A 23,079-nucleotide genomic window follows, 5' to 3' on the forward strand; every position below is an offset into this window, starting at 1 on the left:
GAAGCCAAGCACCTTCTCGCGGCTGCGCCCAGGGCGCCTCACTCGGAGCGGGTGAGACGGAATCCGATGTGCGACATACCGGTGTCCTCGGCCTGCGGCGAGCGCGCAGCCGGGCGGAAGCGCAGGCAGTAGTCCGGTGAGCAGAGGTGCGACCCACCCTTGAGCACGCGGCGCGGGATGTCGGGGAAACCCTCCTGCGCGCTGGCGACGGCGAGCAGGTTGGTGCGCTTGCCGGCGTCGACGGGGGTGTCGGAGAGGCGGATGTGCCGAGGGGTGTAGAAGTCGGTCGTCCACTCCCAGACGTTCGCGATCATGTCGTAGAGGCCGTAGCCGTTCGGGGGGTACGAGCCGACCGGCGCCGTACCTCCTACGCCCTGGTTGTCGTAGGGGAAACGTCCGAGCCACGAGTTCGCCTGGGCGATGCCGCCCGGGTAGGCCTCGTCGCCCCAGGCGAAGGGGGCGCCGTCCACTCCCCCGCGTGCCGCGTACTCGTGCTCGGCTTCGGTGGGCAGCCGCATCCCCACCCAGTCGGCGTAGGCGACCGCGTCTTCGAACGCGACATGCACGACCGGATGCTGCAGGCGATCGTCGATCGTCGAGTCGGGTCCGAACGGACGACGCCAGTACGCGCCGGGCTGCCAGCGCCACCAATTGCGCCAATCGCCCAGGTTCGTCGGCCCGGAGGTCGGTGTGAACACCATCGCGCCCGGCACGAGATCGGCGGGATCGGCGCCGGGGAACGCGGCAGGATCGAGCTCGCGCTCGGCGACGGTGACGTACCCGGTGGCGTCGACGAACTCGGCGTACTGTGCGTTCGTCACCTGGTAGCGGTCGATGAAGAACGACGCGACCTCACGCCGGTGCGCCGGGCGCTCGTCGGGATAGAAGTCGTCTGACCCCATCAGGAAGGTCCCGCCCGGGATGTGGACCATATCGCGCGCGTTCGTCACGTGCTCAGCGTAGTGTCCGGGCTCTGCGACATCCGGACCGATCTGGAAAGATCATCCGCATGATCACCGTTCATCTGCGCTACGAGATCGACCCCGACAAGCTGGACGACTTCACCGAGTACGGGCGCACCTGGATCCGGCTCGTGGAGAAGCACGGCGGCACCCACCACGGCTACTTCCTGCCGAGCGAAGGCGACAGCGACGAGGCCTTCGCCCTGTTCACCTTCCCTTCCCTCACGGAGTACGAGGTCTACCGGACGGCCTCGAAGACCGACCCGGAGTGCGTCGAGGCGTTCGACTTCGCTCGCAGGACGCGGTGCATCCGCCGCTATGAGCGCCGCTTCCTCAGTCCGGTCTTCGAGGGGGCGTAGGCATGAACCCACCGGCCGTCGACGTCTCGGCGCTCACGGACGTCGCCACGCTGTCGACCCCGCGACTTCGCCTCGAACCCCTGGGCGTCGCCCACCTCGACGGCGTGTGGGAAGGGTTGCTCGACGACGAGAGCATGCGGCTCACGGGCACGCGTCAGGTGTTCACCCGCGAGGCGGTGGTGCGACACCTCGATTCCCTCGCCGACCGCGACGACCGCGCCGACTGGGCGATCATCGAGCTCGGCTCCGAGGAGTACGTCGGCGAGATCGTCCTCAACGAGCTGGAGCCGGACGATGCGTCGATGAACTTCCGCATCGCGCTGAATCCCGGCCGGCTCGGGCGCGGCTTCGGCACCGAGGCGACCCGCGCCGTTCTCGATCACGCGTTCGACCGCATCGGGCTTCACCGCGTGAGTCTCGACGTCTTCTCGTTCAACCCCCGCGCGCAGCGCTCCTACGAAAAGGCAGGGTTCCGGTACGAGGGCCGCCAACGCGACACGCTGTTCTGGGACGGCGAGTGGGTCGACTCGATCCTCATGTCGGTCTTGAGCACCGACGAGCGGCCCGCCGCTCCCGAAGCCGCTGACATCGCGGATCGCCCCGAGAGAACCGCGGTTCCGAGGCACCTGAGCGACTTCCCATTGCACGCTTCCGTCGCCGTGTCGGACATCGACCGCGCCGTCACCTTCTATGAGGGCACTCTGCGGCTCCCCCTGGCACGGTCGGGTCCGAGCGCGCGGATCTCGGGTGGCAGTCGCGTCTATCGCTCAGGCGGCGACGAGGCATTGCACGTCTATCAGTCGACGACCGCAGGCACCTCGCAGGCGACCGTCGCGACCTGGCACGTCGACGACCTGGATCAGGTCGTCGACGCACTCGCGGCGAACGACCTCGATTTCCTGCGCTACGACGGACTCAGCCACGACGCTCGGGGCATCACGGCGAGGGCCGGCGGAGGTCGGATCGTGTGGTTCGCAGACCCCGATGGCAACACGTTCGCCCTGGAGAGCGACCGCTGATCGTCGCTGCTCCGACGCGGGTTCTTCGGAAGTGCCGTCGGAGCCGGGTCGGAGGTGCCGGCGCCGGGCTGCGGTCAAGACGAGGCCCGACCGGCGACCGCGCGCGATCGACGAGCGCGTGCGGGCGGAGTGATCAACCCGCCGCGATCCACGATCGCGTGAAGCCGAGCACGCCGCTGCCGTCGGTGTCGGCGAGGGAGACACCCACGAACCGCGTCGCACCCTCCGAGGTCTGCCAGCGAAAGCGGTATTCGTCGGAGAGGACTGCCGCCGCGATCGCCGCCCCCGCGGATTCGGCGGACTGCGCGTTCGCGAAGGCCCCGGTGCTGCGCGCGATGTACGCATCCAGGAGCGAACCGTAGGGACCACCGCTCTCCGGCCGGATCGCGTTCTCGACGAAGGCGCTGGCGACCGCGGCTGGCTCGATCACGCTGACCCCGACACCGAAGCGCTCGGCGACCACCGCGAGCGACTGCATGAAGCCCTCCACGGCGAACTTCGCCCCGCAGTAGGCGTCGGCGAACGGCTGGCCGACCGCCCCGCCGACACTCGTCACCGTGAGGATGCGGCCGTTGCCACGCTCGCGCATCCCCGGCAGCACGAGCTTGGCGAGGTTGACCGGCGCCAGGTAGTTGATGTCGAGCTGCGCCTGGATCTGCTCCATCGTCAGCTGCTCGGCGGTGGCGACGTTCCCCTGTCCGGCGTTGTTCACCAGGACGCGGATGCCGCCGAGCTCCGCCTCGATCTCGGCCACCAGCCGGGCCGCGGCCGCATGATCCACGACATCGAGGGCGCGCACGTCGACCTCGACGCCCGCCTCGGCCGCAGCGTCCCGCAACGCCCCGGCCTTCCGGGTGTCGCGCATGGTCGCGACGACGTGCAGGCCTCGTCGTGCCAGTTCGACGGCGGCGTGGAGTCCCATTCCGGACGAGGTGCCGGTGATCAGTGCGATGTCGTTCATCAGGCGACTCTACGACCCGCGGTCCGGAATCCCCTGACGGTCACGACCCTGGACTGACGCATGCACCCGCTTCCAGCTAACTTGCACGTTGATGTGCACGTAATGTGTAAACTCGTCCTGTGAAACAGAGCTGGCGGGTCTACAAGCGCGACGTCAAGAGACTCTCCCGCGTCCCCAAAGCGTGGATCATCATCATCGGGGTGCTCATCACCCCTGCCCTGTACGCATGGTTCAACATCAACGCGTTCTGGGACCCCTACGCCCACACCGCGAACATCCGCGTGGCGGTCGTCGACCTCGACGAGGGCGCCACCTCCGACCTCACCGGCCACATCGACATCGGCGCGCAGGTGACGGAGCAGCTCGAGGACAACGACCAGCTCGGCTGGACCTTCATGGGCGAAGACGAGGCCCAGGAGGCCGTGAAGAAGGGCGACGTCTATGCGGCCATCGTCATCCCCGCCGCATTCAGCGAAGACCTGCTCAGCATCACCAGCGGCGACTTCACGCAGCCGTCGCTGCAGTATTACGTCAACGAGAAGGCCGGGGCGATCGCGCCGAAGATCACCGACGTCGGCGCCTCCGAGCTCGACAAGCAGGTCACGAGCGCCTTCAAGGAGCAGGTGGCACTCGCGGCGACGAACGCACTCAAGGACGTCGGCGACTCCACCGAGCTGCGGCTGCTGAACGCGAGGGACAACACCCTCGATGCGTTCGACCAGGCGACACAGACACTCGCCTCGGCCCGCGAGAACCTCGCCGAGACCCAGGACGGGCTCGCCTCCTCGCGCGGCACGCTCTCGTCCGCACGGAACACGCTCGGCGACGTCGACAAGACGCTCGGCGATGTGCAGAAGTCGCTCGCCCAGACGCAGTCGATCATCGCGGAGACGCAGAAGGAGGTGATCGCGTTCAGCGACAGTGCCACCACCGCGTTCCTGCGGGGCACGACGCTGCTCGCCGACGTCTCATCGAAGGCGAACGTCTCGATCACCCGTCTCACCCAGAGCCTCGAGCAGGCGGGGGTGCGCATCGACGCCGGGATCGACGACGTCTCGAACGTGCTGAAGGCGAACGAGGCGGCGGTCGCCCGGCTGCAGGCGCTCCTGGACGACACCGACCTCAGCGAGGACACGAAGCAGCGCCTGACCGAGGTCATCGCCTCGCTGCAGCAGCGCAACGCCACCGACCAGCAGCTGCTCGCCGACCTCAAGGACCTCAAGACCGCCGCCTCCGACACGGTGCGCTCCGTTCAGGCGACAGCCGACGCGGTCGACCAGGCGATGCAGGACACCCGCGACGCCTCATCGGCGATGCGCGACATCCTCACCCGCACCGTCCCCTCACTGAACAGCGCCATGTCGCAGCTGTCGGCGAGCGTCGGATCGTTCTCAGGGGCGCTGGACGCGCAGAAGGGCGTCCTCGCACAGGCCGATCAGCTGCTGGCAGGGTTGGACTCGCAACTCGTCGCCACCTCGTCGGCACTGGAGAGCTTCGACAACGACCTCGCGGGCATCGAGCAGGGTCTGCAGACGTCGCGCACCGACGTCGTCGCGCTCAACGCTGCATCCGAATGGGGCCTGCTCGGTACCCTGACCGATCTGGAACCCGAGCAGATCGCCCAGTTCATCTCCTCTCCGGTCGAGGTCGACGAGCACCTGGTGTTCCCGGTCGACACCTACGGGTCGGCGATGGCCGCGCTCTTCACGAACCTCTCGCTGTGGATCGGCTCCTTCGTGCTGATGGTGATCTTCCGCGTCGAGGTCGACACGGAGGGCGTCGAGGGCGTCACGGTGCGCGAGGCCTACTTCGGCCGCTTCTTCCTCTTCGCGACGCTCGCCGTGGGCCAGGCGCTGATCGTGTGCATCGGAAACCTCATCATCGGCGTGCAGACCGTGAGCGCCGCCGCGTTCGTCGGCACCGGTGTGCTCATCGCCCTCGCGTACGTGAGCATCATCTACGCCCTCTGCGTCGCGTTCGGGCACGTCGGCCGCGGTCTGTGCATCCTGCTGGTGATCATGCAGATCCCCGGTGCGTCCGGCCTGTACCCGATCGAGCTGATGCCCGGATTCTTCCGTGCGATCTATCCCCTCCTCCCCTTCTCCTACGGCATCGACGCCATGCGGGAGACGATCGGGGGCTTCTACGACGGCCACTACTGGCGCTTCCTCGGCGCCCTCGCCGTGTTCGTCGCCCTCGCCTTCCTCCTCGGACTCGTCCTGCGTCGCCGCCTCGCGAACTTCACCCTGCTCTTCAACCGGCAGGTGCTCTCGACCGACCTCCTCATCGGCGAGAAAGTGCAGGTCGTCGGCAGCGGATACCGGCTCACCGACGTCATCCGGGCGCTGTCGAACCGCGCCGAGTACCGCGACGACCTCGCTCGGCGGGCCGAGCCGTTCACACGCCGCTACCCGACGCTGCTGAAGGCGACAGTGCTCACGGGGGTCGCGGGGCTCGTCGTTCTCGGCGTCCTCACCTGGGCGCTCCCCGGATCGAAAGCGCTGCTGCTGGGACTGTGGACCCTCTGGATACTGCTCGTGATCGGGTTCCTCGTGGCCATCGAGTACATCAAGCACAGCTTCGAGCACGGCGCAGAGGTCGCTGCTCTCGACGACGCCGAACTGCGCCAGCTCGCTCTCGCCGGCCCCGCCGGCCCTGCAGCGGTTCTGCCACCCACGGCTGATGAGTCGTTCGCCACCGTCCCGCACGTACCGGTCGCCCCGGTCGCACCCGCTGAGGCGGATGACCGGGACACCTCCGAGGCGCCGATCGCCGGCGCCGAGGCCGACGCACTGCTCACGGAGTGGTTCGATCCGGAAGCACAGTCGGAGACGACCGGCGACACGGAAGCGGAACCGGAGGCCGATCCCGCGGCTTCCGAGCCGACGGAGGAAGCGACCGCCACCAAGGCGGCAGACGACCCGCTCCCCCCGGAGGAAGAAGCACCCACCGCAGACGACGAGCCCGCCGAAGGGGAGGACCGCGCGTGAAGGACATCCTGCACCTGACGGCCCGCGACATACGTCACGCGACCCAGAACGTGATGGCGTGCATCGTTCTGTTCGGCCTGGTCGTCATCCCCTCCCTGTTCACCTGGTTCAACGTCATCGCCAGCTGGGACCCGTTCGCGAACACGAAAGACCTGAAGATCGCCGTCGCCAGCACCGACGCCGGGTACGAGAGCGACCTGGTCCCGATCCGGGTGAACGTCGGCGAGCAGGTCCTCTCCCAGCTCCGCGGGAACGAGCAGCTCGACTGGGTGATCACCGATGAGCACGACGCGATCGATGGGACCAAGTCGGGCGAGTACTACGCCGCCATCGTGCTGCCCGAGACGTTCAGCGCCGACATGCTGACGTTCTACGCCGACGGCGGCGACCGCACGCACATCGCGCTCTACACGAACGAGAAGAAGAACGCCCTGGCGCCGAAGATCACCGGCCAGGGCGCGGAGGGGGTGTCGTCCGCGATCAGCGACACGTTCGCCGAGACACTCGGCGACGTGGCGCTCGGCCTCGTCTCGTCGATGTCGGACTACCTCACCGATGAAGACACGCAGGCGACGCTCACGCGCATCGAGACTCGACTGGGAAGCGTGGGCGCTCAGCTGCGCTCGGGCGCGCGCACGGCCGACACGTTCACGGCCCTGCTCGAGACGAGCCGACCGCTGCTGGACAGCGCGTCGGCCCTGGTCGACGAGGCCGGCGACGCGTTCTCGGACACCTCGGGCGCTCTCGGCAGCGGAGTGGATGCGGCGAGCACGCTGAAATCGACCCTGCAGACGGCGGCGCAGTCGCTGGCGGACGCCCTCGCGGCCACATCGAACAGCTACGACGCGGTGGGCCAGCGCATCGACGAGCTCTACGCAGGTGCCGCCTCGCTCAGCGGCAGCCAGGTGCAGGCGATCACCACACTCGCGGAGCGCGTGCAGCAGCAGATCGATCAGTATGCCGCGGTGAAGAACACGCTGGTGACGCAGGTCGGACCGAACCTTCCCGAATCCGCCCAGCCCGACTTCGACGCCGTGATCAGCCGACTCGACGAGGCGATCGCGCGGCAGCAGGCGCTGCAGCAGCGCCTGCAGACTGCGGCGACCGAGATCGCGGCCGGCAACGACTCGGCACAGAGCTCGCACCAGGAGATCACGGCGGCGATCGCCGAGGCCAAGAAGGCGATCGCCGACGCCCGGAGCACCTACGACGACGGGCTGAAGGCGCAGCTGAACGCCCTGTCGTCCACGCTCACGCAGATCGGGTCCGACGTGTCGGCGATCCGCTCCGACCTGTCCGGCATCACCTCCGGGCTGTCCGGAGCATCCGACTCCGTGCTGTCGACGCTGTCGCGAGCGCAGGAGGCCACGACGCAGCTGTCCGCATCGTTGAACGCCCTGGCCGACAGGTTCGACACCGTGCAGCAGTCGATCGCGAAGGCCGCGGACACCGGCGATCTCAGCGCGCTGATCGGCGCCGATCCGGGTGTGCTGGCCACGTCGCTCGCCGAGCCCGTGCGCCTCGATCGCACCGCGGTCTTCCCCGTGGCCGGGTTCGGTGCGGCCATGGCCCCGCTGTACATGATCCTCGCCCTGTGGGTCGGTGCCCTTCTGATGACGGTGACGATCCGCGTCGATGTGAACGCCGAGACGCTCCCCGACCGCCCCGAACTCACGCCGACGCAGAAGTACCTCGGCCGCTACGGCATCTTCGGTCTGGTCGGTCTCGCGCAGAGCACGTTGCTGACGCTCGGCCTGATCCTCTTCGTCCAGATCGAACCCGCGCATCCGCTTCTGCTGATCCTGGCCGGGTGGGCGATCTCGACCGTGTTCACGCTCATCGTGTACACGGCGGTGGTCGCGTTCGGCAACGCGGGCAAGGCGCTCGCCGTGCTGCTGCTCGTGATCCAGATCTCCGGGTCGGGCGGTGCGTACCCCCTGCAGCTGCTTCCGGACTGGTTCCAGAGCGTCAGTCCCTTCCTCCCCGCGACCTATGCCGTGAACATGGTGAGATCGGCGATCGCCGGCGTCTACCAGGCCGACTTCTGGTGGGCGCTCGGCGCACTCGCGCTGTTCATCGTTCCGGCGCTGCTCCTCGGACTCGTGCTGCGGCGTCCGTTGATGACCTACAACCGCAAACTGGTCGAGGCGCTCGCGTCGACCAAGCTGATGTCCTGATCCCCGCGCCCCCGAAGGACCCGAAGTGACCGCACCGAACCCGCCGCGTCGACGCGACGCCCTGGCCAACCGGGAAGCCCTGCTGCGCGCGGCGCAGTCGGTGCTCGCGACCAACCCCACGGCGTCGCTCGATGTCATCGCGCAGGCGGCAGGTCTCACCCGTCGCGCCGTCTACGGCCACTTCGCCGACCGCGACAGCCTGCTCCGCGAGGTGATCGCGGTCGGTGCGCAGCGGTTCAACGCGATCGCCGAGACGACCGACGAGTCCGACCCCCGGGTGACCCTGGCACGGATGGCGACGCGGCTGTGGCGGGAGGCCTCCGCCGTGCGCGCCTCGGCCAACATCGCCCTCGACGATGCGCATCTGGCCGATACCGTGCTCGCCCTGGCGCCGCTGCGTCGCCGCATCCGCGATCTGACCAGCGTCGGAGTGGACTCGGGGGCGTTCCGGGGAGACATGCCGGCCGATCTGCTCGCCTTCCTCATCGAGGAGACCGCCAGAGCAACGCTGCGCGAACTGCGGCTCACCACGACCGACGCAGACTCGACCGTCGTCCGCGTGGTGCTGAGCATCGTGGGCCTCTCATGGACCGAGCAGGCCGAGCTCATCGCCGCGCACCCCGAGGTCTTCGCGCAGGACTGAACCCTGCGTCCCACACCGAGATCTGCGACACCGAGATCTGCGACACCGAGATCTGCGACACCGAGATCTGCGCGCAGTGCGGGGCTCTGGAGCAGGGCCGAGGGGACCGTTCCGTACTGTTCCCGGCCCGGCCGGCCCGGACGCGAGACCGCTCAGACGATCGCGTCGTCGTGCCGCGGCACCCCGTCCTCATCCAGGACCTCATCCGGGTCCGTCTCCACCGACGATGAGGACCGATCATCCGCGCGCACACGGAACCAGAGCGTGAGCTCGGTCAACGCTCTCACCGCTGTGCCGACATCCGATCCCGTATCCAGATCTGCGAAGGAGTCCCGGTACCCGGTGGGAGCACTCGCGCGGCGCTGCAGTGGCCGATACCCCATGGTCCAGTCCGCGAACCGACGCTCGCGGATCGGTTCCTCCAGGAGCACCCGCAGATCATGGTGTCGGGAATCCCCTCGGATGCTCTCGAGCACGCGCGCCACGGTGTCCGGATTCCCTTCCAGCACCTGAATGAACCGCCCCTCCCGGTGAAGGAGCATCCCGGTGATGCCCCGTCGAAGATTGAGACGTCGACACACGGTCAGCAGATGCTCGAGAGCCGTCGCGCGAAGCGGCTGAGACGCGGTGCTCGTGTACACCAAGGAGATCAACCCGGGTGCCGTGCCGCCGTTCACAGCGCCACCCCCTGCTCACCGTCGTGGACCGTCGGCGAGGGCTCCCCCGTCAGCTGCTCCACCGCGTTCGTGGCTGCTGCCAGCGTCGCGAAGTCGCCGAGCATACGGGACCGGGCGTCGAACGCGCGATACGCGCCGCCCGCCTGCCTGTCGACATATCCGAGGAAGTCGCCGCGGCGGCTCCCGACGTGGAAGCCCTCCTCGACGCACGCCCAGAGGACGTCATGATCAGGTGGGGCAGAGTGCGGCACCCCAGCAGAATATGCGTGCGGCGCGCTCACCGCGCTCCCCTTTACAGCGGCCCCGCGGGTGCGCTAAGCGCGGGTACCGTGCTCGATGTCGATGTCGACCGCGGGAATCCCGAATCCGCCGTCGTCCTCGTCGTCGCCGGGGGTCCGCTGCGGGAACAGGGGGTGCATGCGGATCTGGGCGGCGTCTTCGGAGAAGTCGGGGTCATCGCCGTCGGAGGTCTGCGGACCGACGAGCAGATCGTTGCCGACGCCGACGATCAGGTCAGCGGAGTCCTTCTTCCCGTCCACCACGATGGGAAGCCGCAGAGCCGCCGACTCCCCTTCACTCGCGAGGGCGGCGGCGAGAGCGACGAGCGCCTCGGCGACGTCGTCCGTCGTGACCACCTGTTGGCCTGCGTACGATACGAGTTTCATGTCTTCGACGGTGCCATCACGCGGGGCAGGCCCCAAGGGGGTTGTGCGGACCACGTCCGACGCGCTAACCGCGAGCGAGTGCGCCCACGACCGGACAGCCTTCCCCCGATCACGCGCCCGGGCGGGAGAATGGAGCATATGTCCGCGAGATCCCGCCGGCCGCTGCTCTCCTCCGTGCGCCGTCTGCTGCACACCGATCCCTCGGCCGTCGCGCACACCGAGGCGATGCCCGTCATCGACGAGCGCACGGTCCCCCGGGTGCTCGATCTCGCGACCCGCATCGGTGAATCGATGTTCGCCGTCGGCGCCTCAGCGCACGAGGTCACGCTCGCGATCACCCGCGTGTGCGATGCCTACGGGATGCGGGGCGTGCAGGTCGACGTCACCTACAACTCGATCACGGTGTCGTTCCATCTGAGCGGCGAGGTCTGGCCCGAGACCCTCGTGCGCGTCGTGCGTGTCACCGCTCCCGATCACGCGAAGCTGCAGCGCGTGCAGGCCCTGGTCGCCGACATCGACGGCGGCCTCGACCTCGAATCCGCGCGCACCACGTTCCGCGCCATCCGGCGGGTGCCGTTCCGCTACCAGCAGCCGGTCGTGATCGTCGCGCGCGCCCTGCTCGCCGTCGGCGTCAGCATCATGCTCGGCGCCGCCCCGATCATCGTCGGTCTCACGTTCGTCGCGGCGCTGTGCGCGGCACTGACACAGGCGGGGCTCGCGCGACTCCGGGTGCCGCTGTTCTTCAGCCAGATCGCCGGAGGATTCGTGACCACGGTCGTGGCTGTCGTGGTCTCCGCGCTCGGTACCGCCGGGATCGAACCGTTCGTCGGCATCCGCCCGTCGATCATCGTCGCCTCCGGCATCGTGCTGATGCTCGCCGGCCTGACCGTGGTCGGCGCCGCGCAGGACGCGATCGACGGCTTCGCCCTCACGGCCGGCGGACGCATCCTCGATCTCACCATGCAGACCCTCGGCGTGGTGATCGGCATCCTCGTCGGCCTGGAACTCGGCGGCGTCCTGGGCTTCACCATGGACCTCCCCGACGACCCCGCGCCGTTCGGACCGCTCGTGAACCAGTTCGCCGGAGCGATCATCATCGCGGTCGCCGTAGCCGTGTTCAACGGTGCCGGCATCCGGATCATCCTCGTCAGCGCACTGCTCAGCGCTGTCACCCTCGCCGGCTACTCGACATCGGTGGCGCTGAACCTGCACCCCGCGGCGGCGAGCGCGGTCGGTGCCCTGCTGGCGAGCTTCCTCGGGATGCTGATCGCACGCAACCTGCACGTGCCCTCGGTCGCGGTGACCACCGCCGCGATCGTGCCGCTCGTCCCCGGAGTCGCGGTGTTCCAGGGGCTGCTCGAGATGGTCCACGCAGCCGGCACCTCCACGGGCATGCTGCTCGCGGGCGGATCGCTCATCGATGCGGCGGTCATCGGCATCGGCCTGGCCTCCGGCGCCTCCCTCGGCCTCTATCTCGGTACCCCGGTGCGGGCGACTCTCGCGAGCGTGGCGAAGACGCGGGCCCGCGTCCGCCGCTGATCGGCGCCCACGGTGTTACCTGCTCGTCGAGTGCACGGGATCTCGCCGAGTGCACGGGGTGTTCGCGTCGACAGCCCGTGCACTCGCGCGCACGCCGTGCACTCGGTGCACCGCGTGCACCGCGAGCACCGCGAGTTGAGCAATATATCGGTTCGGATTACAATTCCAGTGAATTCTGGCGGGCTGAAGAGCGCCCGTTGACCGCGCGGACGCATGCACCGCGCCGCGCGGGGTGGTGCGCTCCTCGGCAGCCGATACCGGTCCACCGATGGGAGTGTTGAGTTGTTCACAATGCCCGATCCCCGATTCGAGCTGAGGAAGATCACCGATACCGAGTGGCTGATCCTCGATCACCGCTATGCCCAGAATGACTCGCGACGCACGGTCGCGTGCATCTATGAGGTCGATGCCGCGGAGGTGGAGGTCGTCTGGCTGCGAGACCTCCCGCTCGCGAGTTCGTACATGACTGCCGCCGACGTGTGGGAAGACGTCCAGCGGTTCCATGCGCCGCGCCGCGCCGGCCGACCGATCCCGATCCCGCATCATCCGCCCCTCGCGACCGCCTGACCGGGCGATCACGCTCACGCAGGCGGGATTCTCCGCTCGCTCGCGCACCCCTGTCAACGGGCAGACGTGCACGCCTCACAGAGGCAAGACTGGGCGATCAATCCACCTCGGTGAACGGAGAACATGATGTCAGACCCGCAGGACCACACGGACGACACACCCGCAGTCGAAGCCCAAGGCATCGATCCCGACATGCCCTCGACCGACGACGGCCCCGAGACAGACGAGGACGACGACGAGAACGAGGACGAGAACGACAACCTCGGTGCGGAGAAGGGCAAGGGCACCCCTCCCACGGTGCCGCCCACGGGCGGTGGCTCCGAGGGTGTTCACGCCGAGGATGCTCGACGCGACTGACCGGAGTGGAGCGCCGTTGCATGCTCCCGCTCCAGGGACGGTGACGCGGGCTTCGGGCTCGGGGAAATGGGTGCCGGGCTCGGAGAAGTGAATGGCGGACGGCGGGGACGGGAACGATCTCCGACTGTTCGCCGATCACTTTTAGCCGAGCTGATCGAGGACGAGTTCTCCGCGGGCGTTGAGGTTCTCCATCATCCGCTCGATGCGCTTGGTGTCGATCTCGGGCATCTTGGAGCCGTCGAAAGCGAGCGCCAGCGGAATCGCGGGGTGCATCCAGATGGTGAGCCGACCGGCAGGGTTCTTCTCCTCCGGCAGCCACGTCATCATGAAGCTCTCGTGTCGACGGAGCTTCGTGCCGATCACGATCTTCAGGTGCGCCAACGTCGCATCGTCGATCACGATCGGAGGGCGTGAACTGTTGTACTCGAGAGTTCCCATGCTCCGAGAATACGCGCCTCTGCGCGTCTCCGAGCCCGATGTCGACGCGTGATCGAGGCCGGACGGCCACCACCAGGCAGCCGCCTCTCAGTGTCCGTGCGCAAGCTGTTGGATCAGAACGACAACGCTGCCGAGCGCAACGAGGATTCCGAGTGCGATGGCCTGTTTCCACCATGGAGCGTCGGTCCGGCGTACGGCCACGTAGCCGATCAGTCCGAGGATCGCGACGTAGGCGATCGATGCGACCGTGAGAGCGGTTCCCAGATCGATCCACCCCAGTACAGCGAGGAGAAGGACGAGGAGAGGCACCGCCGCTGAAGCCATCGCCGTCCCGGTCAGACGAAGGAGTCGGCCGAACTCGCGGCGGTCAGGGAAGGTCGCATGCACGGCCAGGTGCGCCAGCAGCTCCGCGACGAATCCGGCGATGGCGATCGCGACGATTCCGACGAGGAGCGTGATGGTCGCGCGACCGGCGTCGGTGTGGGCGACGTTCGAGTTCTGGACGAGCACGATGGCGAGCCCCGTGAACGTGGCATAGACCCGCTCCTTGATCGACGCGGTGTCCACCCCCACCTCCTCGTCGTGGGTGCGCCCGTCGTCGGAAAACTGCATGCGCCGCAGATTATCAGCCATCCCCCGCGGGCCCATGTCGAATGTCGTAGCCTCGACGCATGGTGAGCCCCAGCGACAGCGCGGTCGTCGAAGCCCGGTCTGCTCGGCAGACCACGGCCGGACGTTCGCTGGCGGTGATCGGACTGACGATCCCGCTCATGCTTCTGATCGACTACGCGGTGTCCTACGCAACGGTCGTCGCGCTCTTCGGCGGTCTGCCGTTCGTCCTGATAGCGGCGATCCTCGTCGCGTTCGCCGTGCTCGCAGGCGGTATCGCTCTCCTGAGCACGGCGTTCACGGGACGGCCGGCGATCTTCGGCGGAGTGGTCGCTGCCGGGGTGCTCACGTGCGCGGGGGCGTTCGGCCTCGTGCACGGCATCCTCGGTCCCCTGGCTCTTCAGACCGATGCCCTGCTGCATGTCGCGGTGTGTGCTCTCGCGGCTCTCACGTTGGGAATCTTCCTCGGGCCGATGCCGCTGCGGGTCGCGGGCGCGGTGTCCGCCGCGGCGCTGGTGGCCGTGCTGGCCCTCGTCCCGACACCGACCGAGACCGCGGCCGTCGATCGCGCGAATGCCGAGGCCGACCGTTCGGCCGAGGTGAAGGCGAGCTGGATCAGGTCGGGGAAGTTCCCGCTCGTGACCGACCTCGCCGGGTGGTCGAACGTCGAAGTCAGAGCGACCGGGACGGATGCCGCCACCTGGGTGCGCAGTGACACCGGCTCCGTCGCACGCATCATCATCCAGTGGAACGCGGTCGAACCCGACCCCCTCGCGCCGTGCAACTTCATCGGCGGACCTGGGCGGGAGTGGGATCGGGGTCCCGACCAGCTGCCGTCGTGGTGCGTGCGCACAGGCGACCAGTGGTCGCGGTCAGACGGTACTGCCGTCTACAGCTACGACGCGGGCACCGGCACCACGATGTGGATCATGGCGTTCGGCGGGTACGACGCCGAACGTGTCGGCGGATCGAACGCTGCGACCGCGGAGGACATCGCCGCTCTGATCCCGTCGCTGCACCCGATGAGCCGGGAGGACGCGGAGCGCTACCTGCTTCCGACGTTCGACGGCATCGACAGCCCCGAGGTGCAGACGCCCGACCTGTGAGTCGACGTCACGCGTGAACCCCGCCGCCCGTTCAGGCGGAAGGCGCATGGGGCAGTGCCAGATCCACGAGGCTCACGACGAACTTCCCCGGCTCCTCGAACATGCACAGGTGTGCGGAGTTCTCGAACCAGACGACGTCCACCGACGGCGCCGACACCTCGTCGATCCAGCGCTCCACCGGAGCCGTCGGCGTGGTCCAGTCATGGCGTCCGAGGAACTGCAGCATCGGCACCGCGAACGAGGTCTTCGCACGAGCGTCGAAGGACAGCAGCGCCGGAAGCACGTGGGGCATGGTCACCTGTTGTCCGACGCCGATCAATGCCCGCTCATCAGTCGTGTAATACGGCGACAGTCCGGCCGCGTCCGTGAAGTAGGCGAAGTCTGAGCGGTAGGCGGAGAGTCCGCCGTAGTGCTGCGCCCATCTCCGGCACGTCACGATGCGCTCGATCGTGAGAGGCTGCGTGCCGGGATACTCGCCGAGCGACTGCAGTTCGGCGATGGCCTGCTCATTCCCGTCCGTGAGTGCGCTGCGCATCGCGAAACCGAAGCTCTCGGCCTCGTTCTCCGGACCGGAGATCACCTGCCCGACCCCGATGTAGGCCCAGAGCAGGTCGGGCCGCCGCTCCGCCAGGGTGAGGCCGACGATCGTTCCCCAGCTGTGCCCGAGCACGCCGACCGTGCTCACCCCGAGTTCATGCCGGAGCCAGGCGATCAGTTCCTCGAGGTCTTCGACGTACCGCTCGACGCTCAGATCCATCCCGTCGTGCGCCCCCGCCGCAGACCTCCCACTGGCGCGCTGGTCGTAGTTCACGACGGTGAAGTAGTCCTCGACCGCGCGTTGCCAGATCCACGATGACGGCAGCGAAGGGAGGGCCGGGCCGCCATGGCAGACGATGAGCACAGGGTTGCGGGTGTCGCGCCCTCGAATCGAGACGAACTGCTCGACGCCGCCGAGCTCGACGAAGGTCGTGCGATCGATCGATTCGGGATTCGGGAGGCGGCAGAGATCGGCGATCACTGCGGGGCCGTTTTCGTCGGTCATGCCGTCACACTAGCGAGACGTCGGTACGGTCTTCCCTCTCGCCGCCCTCTCGCTCGCCGACGCGTTCAGAGCAGTGCGGCGACCTTCTCGGCCGTCTCCTTCGCGGAGCCGGGGTTCTGGCCCGTGACGAGATTCCCATCGACGACGGCATAGGAGACGAACGGCAGCAGCGCCTTCTCGTACAGGGCGCCGCGCTTCTTCATCTCCTCCTCCGCGTTGTACGGCACGAGCTTGTCCACACGGGCCAGCACCTCCTCTTGCCAGGCGAAGCCGGTGACCTTGCGACCGTCGACCAGGAGAGAGCCGTCCGAGAGTCGCGTGTTGAGCAGACCGCAGTAGCCATGGCAGACCGAGGACACGATCCCTCCCCGCTCCCAGATCTCCCGTGTGATCCGCTGCAGGCCTTCACTCTCCGGGAAGTCGTACATCACCGCGTGACCACCGGTGAAGAAGATCGCGTCGTAGTCGGCGGAATCGACTTGGTCGGGCCGCAGAGTGGTCTCCAGCAACGCCATGCGTGCGGGGTCGGCGCGCCATGCCTTCGCTGTCTTGTCGTAGCTGGGGAACTTCAGCGACCGGGGCTCCAGCGGCGAGAGCCCGCCAGCCGGACTGACGATCCGCTGCTCGAAACCTCGCTCCTCGAAAACCTCCCATGCATGGGTGAGTTCCGACAACCAGAGCCCGGTGGGGTGGTCGGGGTCGTCGTAGTGTCCGATGTTGGTGACGACGTGCAGGATGCGTCTGGTCATGCGAGTCTCCCGGGGATCGAATCGGCCGCCGATGGCGGTGCCGCACGGGTGGAGATCGCGAAGATCGCCGCAACGGACGACCGCACCCGCTCAGCCACCGCTTCGGCGGGTTCGGGACGGAACTTGCCGTCGAGGTGCAGGAAGGCGAGGCCGTGGGCCATGCTCCACAGCGCCGTGGACAGGCTCGGTGCGTCAGCCCCGGGGAACAGCTCTTCGATCGCGTCGTTCAACACGGCGTGCAACCCATGGGACGCCCGCACACGGTCGCTGTCGGATTCGTCGCATTCGTTGCCGAACATCAGCCGGAAGACCGCGGGACGACGCAAGGCGAAGGTCACATAGGCGATTCCGAGCTGCGTGATGACGGCGGGCGCCGGCGAGGCGGCGGGGACTCGGTCCAGAGCGGCGGCGAGGTCGGCCTGCAGGTCCTTGAAACCTTCGACCGCGACGGCGGAGTCCAAGGCCTCCCGGTCGGCGAAGTGCCGATACGGGGCGGCCGGCGAGACCCCCGCCCGACGCGCGACGGCGCGAAGCGAAAACGGCTCCCCGGCCTCGAGAGCCTGTATCGCCGCATCCAGAAGAGCTGCACGGAGATCGCCGTGATGGTAGGTCTTCTCAGAAGTTGACACCGATAACATCCCCTCGTACGATCATGTAAGCAGTGTAAACATACCGTGTCGGATATCGCAATCGAAAGTCGAGTCGAGGAATGCAGACCATACTGGGCGCGAACGGACAGATCGCCGTGGAACTCGCACGCGAGCTGAACCGGAACCACACGTCCGACCTCAGACTCGTCAGCCGCAACCCCCGCAAGGTCAACGCCACCGACACCCTCGTACGAGCCGATCTTCTCGACGCCGTACAGACCGCCGCCGCGGTCGACGGCAGCGACGTCGTCTACTTCACCGCCGGCCTGCCCGCAGACACCGAGCTGTGGGAACGGCAGTTCCCGACGATGGTGAGGAACGCCCTCGACGCGGCCCGCGCCGCCGGCGCGAGTTTCGCCTACTTCGACAACACCTACATGTACCCGCAGGATGACCGGCTGCAGACCGAGGACACGCCCTTCGAACCGGTCGGCCCGAAGGGCAGGGTGCGTGCAGCGATGGCGTCGATGGTGCTCGACGAGATGGCGCGCGGCGACATCCCCGTGCTGATCGCCCGCGCGCCGGAGTTCTACGGCCCCGGGCGAACGCAGAGCTTCACGAACGCGCTCGTCATCGACAGGATCAAGAGCGGCAAACGTCCGCTCGTACCGGTGCGCGACGACCGGCAGCGCACTCTGATCTGGACGCCGGACGCGAGTCGTGCCCTCGCGACGCTGGGCAACGCCGCCGATACCTTTCACCAGACGTGGCACCTCCCCACAGACTCCGACCGTCCCACCTATCGGCAGTTCGTCGCCATGGCAGAGTCCGCCTTCGGTCGACCAGCCGGGTCCGGGTACACCGTCGTCCCGAAGTGGGCGCTGAGCGCGGCCGGTCTCGCGTCTCGCCAGGCGCGTGAGATCAGAGAGCTCCTGCCGCGGTACGAGCACGACAACAGGTTCGACTCATCGAAGTTCGTCGGGCGATTCCCGGAGTTCGAGGTCACGAGCTACCGTCGCGGCGTCGACATCATCCGCGAAGAAGCGGTCGCGTCGAGCTTCTGACGGGGCGACGCTTACCGCCCGCTCGTCGGTGCCACGGGCTCGTGGACGTCCCTACGCGTTCAACCGCGCCTCATCCCGGAACTCGATCGCACTCACACGGTGAGTCCGCCATCACGATTCACCGATCCGAGAGCGATTCATCGCCGCGGTCAACCCCCTGACGCTCCCCCTCCGTCAGGAGTAGCTTCGCGAGACCGAACGAAGGAGACGGAGATGAGCGACCCGAAGAACACGCAGGGCACACCGGGCCCCGACGAAGAAGCTGACACCGCATCGGGCGGCGCTCCCGGCGACGGGCCCGACACCGAAGAGGTGCTCGAGGCGGAGACGACCGACGAGAACGGGAAGCCGCTCGAGAACCCGTCCGGGGGTGACCGATCAGGCCGGAGCCGCCTCCTCGCCGGAGCCTCAGACCCTTGCGGGCACGAGCTCGTCGCGAAGGATGGCGGCTCCCGCGCTGAGTGCTCGGAGCTTGCCACGCGCGACGTCACGCGACACCGGAGCCATGCCGCAGTTCGTGCTCGGGATGAGCTTGTCGGCGTCGACGAATCGGAGGGCGTTGCGGAGGGTGTCGGCGACCTCGTCCGGGGTCTCGATGGTCGGGCTGGCCACGTCGATGGCCCCGAGCATGACGTTCTTTCCGCGAATGAGCTCGATGAGGTCCAGAGGAACGTGCGAGTGGTGGCTCTCCAGTGAGACGGTGTCGATGATCGAGCGCTGCAGAAGCGGGAAGGACTTCTCGTACTGCCGCCATTCCGCGCCGAGGGTCGCCTTCCAGTCGGTGTTCGCCTTGATCCCGTATCCGTAGCAGATGTGCACCACGGTCTCCGCGCGCAGTCCTTCCGCCGCTCGCTCGAGCACCGCCACGCCCCAGTCCTGCACATCGTCGAAGAAGACGTTGAATGCCGGCTCGTCGAACTGGATGATGTCGACCCCGGCTGCTTCGAGCTCCTTCGCCTCCTGGTTGAGGATGGTCGCGAACTCCCACGCCAGCTTCTCGCGGCTCTTGTAGTGACGATCGTAGAGAGTGTCGATCATCGTCATCGGGCCGGGCAGCGCCCACTTGATCGGCTGATCGGTCTGCTGACGCAGGAACTTCGCATCCTCCACGAACACGGACTTCTCGCGGCTCACGGCCCCGACCACCGTCGGCACGCTGGCGTCGTATCGGTCGCGGATCCGCACGGTCTCGCGCTGGTCGAAGTCGACGCCGGAGAGGTGCTCGATGAACGTGGTGACGAAGTGCTGTCGGGTCTGCTCCCCGTCGCTGATGATGTCGATGCCGGCCTCGCGCTGCTCTTGGACGGCGATGCGCAGAGCATCCTGCGTACCCTCGATCAAGGCGTCGCCCTGCAGTTTCCACGGAGACCAGAGCGTCTCCGGCTCGGCCAGCCAGGAGGGCTTCGGCAGACTGCCGACGATCGAGGTGGGGAGCAGCTCGCGCACGATCGACGATCTCTGGTTCGTCATCCGACGGCCACCAGGGATGCGGCGGAGGTGCCGGCGGCCCACTGCTCGAGCAGCTCACCGTGCGGGGTCATGAGGTGCGCATCGGCGTACTGCCCCTGCTCGGCCGCGAGCCGGCTGCGCTCCTCGCGGTCGTAGGCGATCTTGGTCACCGAGTAGTCCTGCTGTTCCAGAGTCGGCCGGTAGATGCTCGCGGCCTCGGAGTTCGCATTGTAGATCTCCGGACGGTAGATCTTCTGGAACGTCTCCATCGTGCTGATCGTGCCGATGAGCTGGAGGTTGGTGTAGTCGCTCAGCAGGTCCCCGCGGAAGTAGAAGGCCAGCGGGGCCACGCTGCCTCGCGGCATGAAGTACCGGACCGAGAGGCCCATCTTGCCGAAGTACTCGTCGGTCAGCGAGCCGTCCTTCTGCTCGTACTCGACACCGAGGATGGGGTGGTGGTTCTCGGTGCGGCGGTATGTCTTGCTCGTCGAGACGCTGATGCAGATGACGGGCGACAGCGAGAAGCGCTCCCGGTAGGCCTCGGAATCGAGGAAGTGCTGGAAGAGCTTGCCGTGCAGGTCGCCGAAGTCGTCGGGGACGGTGAAACCCCCCGCGGCCTCGCTGGCCGCCGGCAACCGCACACTGAAGTCGAAGTCGCGGATGTACGACGAGAAGTTGTTGCCCACGATCCCCTGGGTGCGCGTGCCCGTCGACCGGTCGACGATGGTCACCTCCAGCACCTCGAGAAGAGGGAACTCCCGATCCTCCCCCTCCGTGGCGAACTGGATCGCGACCGAGACGATCTCGAGTTCGAGGGTGTAGCGGTCACGGCTCGGGTTGTCCCAGTGCGCCAGATCGTTGAACCGCCGGTCGATCATCGTCAGTGCATTGCGGAGGTTCTGCTGACGGTGCTCGCCGCGCGCCAGATTGGCGAAGTTCGTGGTGATGCGGGAATCGTCGGAGGGCGAGTAGTCCTCGTCGAAACGGGTCGTCGTGATGCGGAACGTGAATTCGGATGCCATGAGCGGCCAATCGGTGGGATGATCGGCCGGGCTCGGCCTCGATCGGGGGTTTCTCCATGATGACGAGTGCGGGCGCCCATCGGGTAATGCGCGCGAACTATGCCGTGACATAGGCTGAATCTATGGCCAAGCGTTCGAGCGGCATCACCCTGCAACAGCTCACCTACTACATCGAGGTCGCTGCGGAGGGATCGATCAGCGCCGCCGCCGACCTGCTCTACGTCGCCCAGCCCACCATGTCGGCGGCGATGAAGGATCTGGAGAGCAGAGTGGGGCGCGTGCTCCTCCTCCGCTCCGCCCGCGGCGTGACGCTCACGACCGACGGTGTGGAGTTCCTCGGATACGCCCGGCAGGTCGTCGAGCAGGTCGCGCTCCTCGAACAGCGCTACCTCGGTCGTCCGCCGTCGCGACGCCTGCTCGGAGTGTCGACCCAGCACTACTCGTTCGCTGTCGACGCGTTAGTGCGGATGGTGAAGGCGACCTCGGCTGCCGAGTACGAGTTCTCTCTGCGGGAGACGCGGACGTGGGACATCATCGAAGACGTCCGCACGCTCCGCAGCGAGCTGGGGATCCTCTACCGGAACGACTTCAACCGCAACGTGATCGACAAGCTGCTCCGCGACTCCGGGCTCACCTTCCACCCGCTCTTCGTCGCACAGCCGCACATCTTCATCTCCCGCAAGAACCCCCTTGCCACCCGAGATCGCGTGACCCTCGACGATCTCGCCGACGTGCCGAGGCTCACCTTCGACCAGGGTGCGAACAACTCCTTCTACTTCGCCGAGGAGATCCTCTCCACCCTCTCCAGCCCCCAGGACATCCGCGTCTCCGACCGCGCGACCATCTTCAACCTGATGATCGGCCTCGACGGCTACACCATCTCGACGGGCATCATCAGCGACGACCTCGACCCCGAGATCGTCGCCATCCCGCTCGACGTCGACGAGAACATCGAGATCGGCTGGATCGGGCATGCGGCGATCCCCCTCACCGAGCAGGCACAGCGCTACCTCGCCGAACTGCGCACGGTGGTCTCCGAGTTCGGGGTGGAGTTGCTCGGGTGAGGGGTACGCCTCCGGGGGGAGAGGAGCTCCGCCTCCACAGGGCACCGAAAGATCGTGCACCCCGCCAAAGATCTTTATACAATGGCTTATACAGAGCTTCCGCGAAGGAGGAGCCATGGCCGTCACATCGATTGACATCGACCCCGACGAGCTTCAGCAGGCCAAGAAGCTTGCCGGCACGACCTCCAACCGCGAGACGGTGGATCTCGCGCTGCGCACGCTCATCGCGGTGCGCCGCCAGCCCGCCACCGTGGAGCGCATCATCGCTCGCCACTTCGACACTGACCAGATCGACGCGCCGACGATCGCTCCGGACACGGGTCCGGATCCCGACAAGAGCGCTCCCCGGGAGAAGAGCACCGTTCGGTGACCACTTACCTCGTCGACAACAGCATCTGGCAGAAGGCAGGCAGGAGCACGGCGATCGGCGAGAGGCTCCGGGCCCTGTCGCCGAATCACCTGATCATCACGTGCCCGCCGCAGGTCCTCGAGTACTGCCACTCCGCGCGCAATGCGAAGGAGTACGCAGAGTTGCGTGCGGACATGGAGGGGCTGCTCCCCGCGTGGGAACACCCCGACGAGCGCGACGCCCTCGACCTTCAGCAGGCGCTGTGGGACACAGGGCTCATGAGAGCAGCCGCAGCCTTCGACTGCCTCATCGCCGCATACGCGGTCGCCAACGACGCAGTGATCCTGAACTCGGACCAGGATTTCGGGTACATAGAGATGGCGACTGAGGGACGAGTCCGCCAGGAGTACGTCGCGGCCTGAGGTCAGACACATGTGAGCGTGCGGCGCCATCGAACTTCCAGGCAAGAGCGCTCGCTCTCGGAGAGCCCCGTGATGATACGGAAAAACCCCCTCACTCGGAGGGGGCTTCCATGGCGGTGACGGTGGGATTTGAACCCACGGTAGGGGGTTACCCTACACAACTTTTCGAGAGTTGCACCTTCGGCCGCTCGGACACGTCACCGCGGAATAGCTTACGCGACGCGGGGCCCGCACGCGAATCGAGACCCGCACGCCGCCG

Annotated in this window: 25 protein-coding genes and 1 tRNA gene; 13 read left to right on the forward strand and 13 right to left on the reverse strand. The window is 67.4% G+C overall.

Annotated elements, in window-relative coordinates:
* Positions 1-38 precede the first annotated feature (38 nt).
* Positions 39-932 (reverse strand): formylglycine-generating enzyme family protein, encoded by an 894-nt coding sequence (locus ABDC25_RS15790; protein WP_021201277.1) that lies wholly within the window; start codon positions 930-932, stop codon positions 39-41.
* Between the two features lie 77 nt (positions 933-1,009).
* Here ABDC25_RS15790 and ABDC25_RS15795 point away from each other — a divergent pair, with 77 nt between their 5' ends.
* Complete coding sequence (locus tag ABDC25_RS15795; protein ID WP_292767500.1) at positions 1,010-1,321, forward strand: NIPSNAP family protein; 312 nt, start codon at positions 1,010-1,012, stop codon at positions 1,319-1,321.
* A gap of 2 nt (positions 1,322-1,323) precedes the next feature.
* Positions 1,324-2,340: a GNAT family N-acetyltransferase gene (locus ABDC25_RS15800; protein WP_347123574.1), complete on the forward strand. Its 1,017-nt coding sequence runs from the start codon at positions 1,324-1,326 to the stop codon at positions 2,338-2,340.
* 133 nt (positions 2,341-2,473) lie between these two features.
* Here ABDC25_RS15800 and ABDC25_RS15805 read toward each other — a convergent pair whose 3' ends face one another.
* Complete coding sequence (locus tag ABDC25_RS15805; RefSeq protein WP_347123576.1) at positions 2,474-3,301, reverse strand: SDR family NAD(P)-dependent oxidoreductase; 828 nt, start codon at positions 3,299-3,301, stop codon at positions 2,474-2,476.
* 119 nt (positions 3,302-3,420) lie between these two features.
* On the opposite strand from ABDC25_RS15805, the gene ABDC25_RS15810 reads away from it, so the two are divergent.
* The 3 genes from ABDC25_RS15810 to ABDC25_RS15820 are packed head-to-tail and all read left to right on the forward strand — an operon-like array spanning position 3,421 to position 9,111.
* The gene (locus tag ABDC25_RS15810) at positions 3,421-6,291 is read left to right on the forward strand and encodes a YhgE/Pip family protein (protein WP_347123578.1); all 2,871 of its coding nucleotides are present in this window, start codon (positions 3,421-3,423) and stop codon (positions 6,289-6,291) included.
* Complete coding sequence (locus tag ABDC25_RS15815; protein ID WP_347123580.1) at positions 6,288-8,468, forward strand: YhgE/Pip domain-containing protein; 2,181 nt, start codon at positions 6,288-6,290, stop codon at positions 8,466-8,468. Before ABDC25_RS15810 ends, ABDC25_RS15815 begins: the two co-directional genes overlap by 4 nt.
* Before the next feature lie 25 nt (positions 8,469-8,493).
* Entirely contained in the window at positions 8,494-9,111 is a 618-nt protein-coding gene (locus ABDC25_RS15820) for a TetR/AcrR family transcriptional regulator (protein ID WP_021201283.1), read from the forward strand.
* A 152-nt stretch (positions 9,112-9,263) separates the two neighbouring features.
* Here ABDC25_RS15820 and ABDC25_RS15825 read toward each other — a convergent pair whose 3' ends face one another.
* From ABDC25_RS15825 to ABDC25_RS15835, 3 genes are all read right to left on the reverse strand, one after another.
* Positions 9,264-9,788: a BLUF domain-containing protein gene (locus ABDC25_RS15825; protein ID WP_342588934.1), complete on the reverse strand. Its 525-nt coding sequence runs from the start codon at positions 9,786-9,788 to the stop codon at positions 9,264-9,266.
* A complete protein-coding gene (locus ABDC25_RS15830; protein WP_021201285.1) occupies positions 9,785-10,039 on the reverse strand; it encodes a hypothetical protein in 255 nt (84 codons plus the stop codon). Before ABDC25_RS15830 ends, ABDC25_RS15825 begins: the two co-directional genes overlap by 4 nt.
* Before the next feature lie 63 nt (positions 10,040-10,102).
* The gene (locus ABDC25_RS15835; RefSeq protein ID WP_021201286.1) at positions 10,103-10,453 is read right to left on the reverse strand and encodes a hypothetical protein; all 351 of its coding nucleotides are present in this window, start codon (positions 10,451-10,453) and stop codon (positions 10,103-10,105) included.
* Positions 10,454-10,591: 138 nt separating this feature from the next.
* Here ABDC25_RS15835 and ABDC25_RS15840 point away from each other — a divergent pair, with 138 nt between their 5' ends.
* The 3 genes from ABDC25_RS15840 to ABDC25_RS15850 all read left to right on the forward strand — a co-directional run bounded on the left by ABDC25_RS15840 (position 10,592) and on the right by ABDC25_RS15850 (position 12,916).
* Positions 10,592-11,992: a threonine/serine exporter family protein gene (locus tag ABDC25_RS15840; protein ID WP_029259899.1), complete on the forward strand. Its 1,401-nt coding sequence runs from the start codon at positions 10,592-10,594 to the stop codon at positions 11,990-11,992.
* Positions 11,993-12,283: 291 nt separating this feature from the next.
* The gene (locus ABDC25_RS15845) at positions 12,284-12,559 is read left to right on the forward strand and encodes a hypothetical protein (protein WP_240750580.1); all 276 of its coding nucleotides are present in this window, start codon (positions 12,284-12,286) and stop codon (positions 12,557-12,559) included.
* 126 nt (positions 12,560-12,685) lie between these two features.
* Positions 12,686-12,916 carry a hypothetical protein gene (locus ABDC25_RS15850; RefSeq protein ID WP_021201289.1) on the forward strand — a complete coding sequence of 77 codons (231 nt, stop codon included), beginning with the start codon at positions 12,686-12,688 and terminating at the stop codon, positions 12,914-12,916.
* 141 nt (positions 12,917-13,057) lie between these two features.
* On the opposite strand, the gene ABDC25_RS15855 is transcribed toward ABDC25_RS15850, so the two are convergent.
* A complete protein-coding gene (locus ABDC25_RS15855; protein WP_021201290.1) occupies positions 13,058-13,354 on the reverse strand; it encodes a hypothetical protein in 297 nt (98 codons plus the stop codon).
* 87 nt (positions 13,355-13,441) lie between these two features.
* Positions 13,442-13,966 (reverse strand): hypothetical protein, encoded by a 525-nt coding sequence (locus ABDC25_RS15860; RefSeq protein WP_347123585.1) that lies wholly within the window; start codon positions 13,964-13,966, stop codon positions 13,442-13,444.
* 59 nt (positions 13,967-14,025) lie between these two features.
* Between ABDC25_RS15860 and ABDC25_RS15865 the strand changes: the two genes are divergently transcribed.
* Positions 14,026-15,069 carry a hypothetical protein gene (locus tag ABDC25_RS15865; protein ID WP_347123587.1) on the forward strand — a complete coding sequence of 348 codons (1,044 nt, stop codon included), beginning with the start codon at positions 14,026-14,028 and terminating at the stop codon, positions 15,067-15,069.
* A 31-nt stretch (positions 15,070-15,100) separates the two neighbouring features.
* Here the strand turns inward: ABDC25_RS15865 and ABDC25_RS15870 are convergent, their stop codons facing one another.
* The 3 genes from ABDC25_RS15870 to ABDC25_RS15880 form a co-directional block, all read right to left on the reverse strand.
* The gene (locus tag ABDC25_RS15870) at positions 15,101-16,111 is read right to left on the reverse strand and encodes an alpha/beta hydrolase (protein WP_347123589.1); all 1,011 of its coding nucleotides are present in this window, start codon (positions 16,109-16,111) and stop codon (positions 15,101-15,103) included.
* 65 nt (positions 16,112-16,176) lie between these two features.
* The gene (locus ABDC25_RS15875) at positions 16,177-16,860 is read right to left on the reverse strand and encodes a type 1 glutamine amidotransferase domain-containing protein (protein ID WP_347123591.1); all 684 of its coding nucleotides are present in this window, start codon (positions 16,858-16,860) and stop codon (positions 16,177-16,179) included.
* Positions 16,857-17,489, reverse strand: coding sequence for a TetR/AcrR family transcriptional regulator (locus ABDC25_RS15880; protein ID WP_167255444.1), 633 nt, complete (start codon positions 17,487-17,489; stop codon positions 16,857-16,859). The genes ABDC25_RS15875 and ABDC25_RS15880 overlap by 4 nt, the downstream gene beginning before the upstream one ends.
* An 80-nt stretch (positions 17,490-17,569) precedes the next feature.
* On the opposite strand from ABDC25_RS15880, the gene ABDC25_RS15885 reads away from it, so the two are divergent.
* Positions 17,570-18,514 carry an NAD-dependent epimerase/dehydratase family protein gene (locus ABDC25_RS15885; RefSeq protein ID WP_167255442.1) on the forward strand — a complete coding sequence of 315 codons (945 nt, stop codon included), beginning with the start codon at positions 17,570-17,572 and terminating at the stop codon, positions 18,512-18,514.
* A gap of 408 nt (positions 18,515-18,922) precedes the next feature.
* On the opposite strand, the gene ABDC25_RS15890 is transcribed toward ABDC25_RS15885, so the two are convergent.
* A complete protein-coding gene (locus ABDC25_RS15890; protein WP_197020542.1) occupies positions 18,923-19,960 on the reverse strand; it encodes a methionine synthase in 1,038 nt (345 codons plus the stop codon).
* Between the two features lie 20 nt (positions 19,961-19,980).
* Positions 19,981-20,985 carry a DUF1852 domain-containing protein gene (locus ABDC25_RS15895; protein WP_021201299.1) on the reverse strand — a complete coding sequence of 335 codons (1,005 nt, stop codon included), beginning with the start codon at positions 20,983-20,985 and terminating at the stop codon, positions 19,981-19,983.
* 122 nt (positions 20,986-21,107) lie between these two features.
* On the opposite strand from ABDC25_RS15895, the gene ABDC25_RS15900 reads away from it, so the two are divergent.
* The 3 genes from ABDC25_RS15900 (at position 21,108) to ABDC25_RS15910 (ending at position 22,820) form a co-directional block, all read left to right on the forward strand.
* The gene (locus tag ABDC25_RS15900) at positions 21,108-22,049 is read left to right on the forward strand and encodes a LysR family transcriptional regulator (protein ID WP_029267628.1); all 942 of its coding nucleotides are present in this window, start codon (positions 21,108-21,110) and stop codon (positions 22,047-22,049) included.
* A 115-nt stretch (positions 22,050-22,164) separates the two neighbouring features.
* The gene (locus ABDC25_RS15905; RefSeq protein ID WP_347123594.1) at positions 22,165-22,419 is read left to right on the forward strand and encodes a type II toxin-antitoxin system VapB family antitoxin; all 255 of its coding nucleotides are present in this window, start codon (positions 22,165-22,167) and stop codon (positions 22,417-22,419) included.
* Positions 22,416-22,820 carry a PIN domain-containing protein gene (locus ABDC25_RS15910; protein WP_347123596.1) on the forward strand — a complete coding sequence of 135 codons (405 nt, stop codon included), beginning with the start codon at positions 22,416-22,418 and terminating at the stop codon, positions 22,818-22,820. The genes ABDC25_RS15905 and ABDC25_RS15910 overlap by 4 nt, the downstream gene beginning before the upstream one ends.
* A gap of 111 nt (positions 22,821-22,931) precedes the next feature.
* On the opposite strand, the gene ABDC25_RS15915 is transcribed toward ABDC25_RS15910, so the two are convergent.
* Positions 22,932-23,022 (reverse strand) — tRNA-Ser (locus ABDC25_RS15915).
* Positions 23,023-23,079 lie beyond the last annotated feature (57 nt).

Source organism: Microbacterium sp. SY138 (genome assembly GCF_039729145.1).
In the GTDB taxonomy this organism is placed as follows: Bacteria; Actinomycetota; Actinomycetes; order Actinomycetales; family Microbacteriaceae; genus Microbacterium; species Microbacterium maritypicum_A.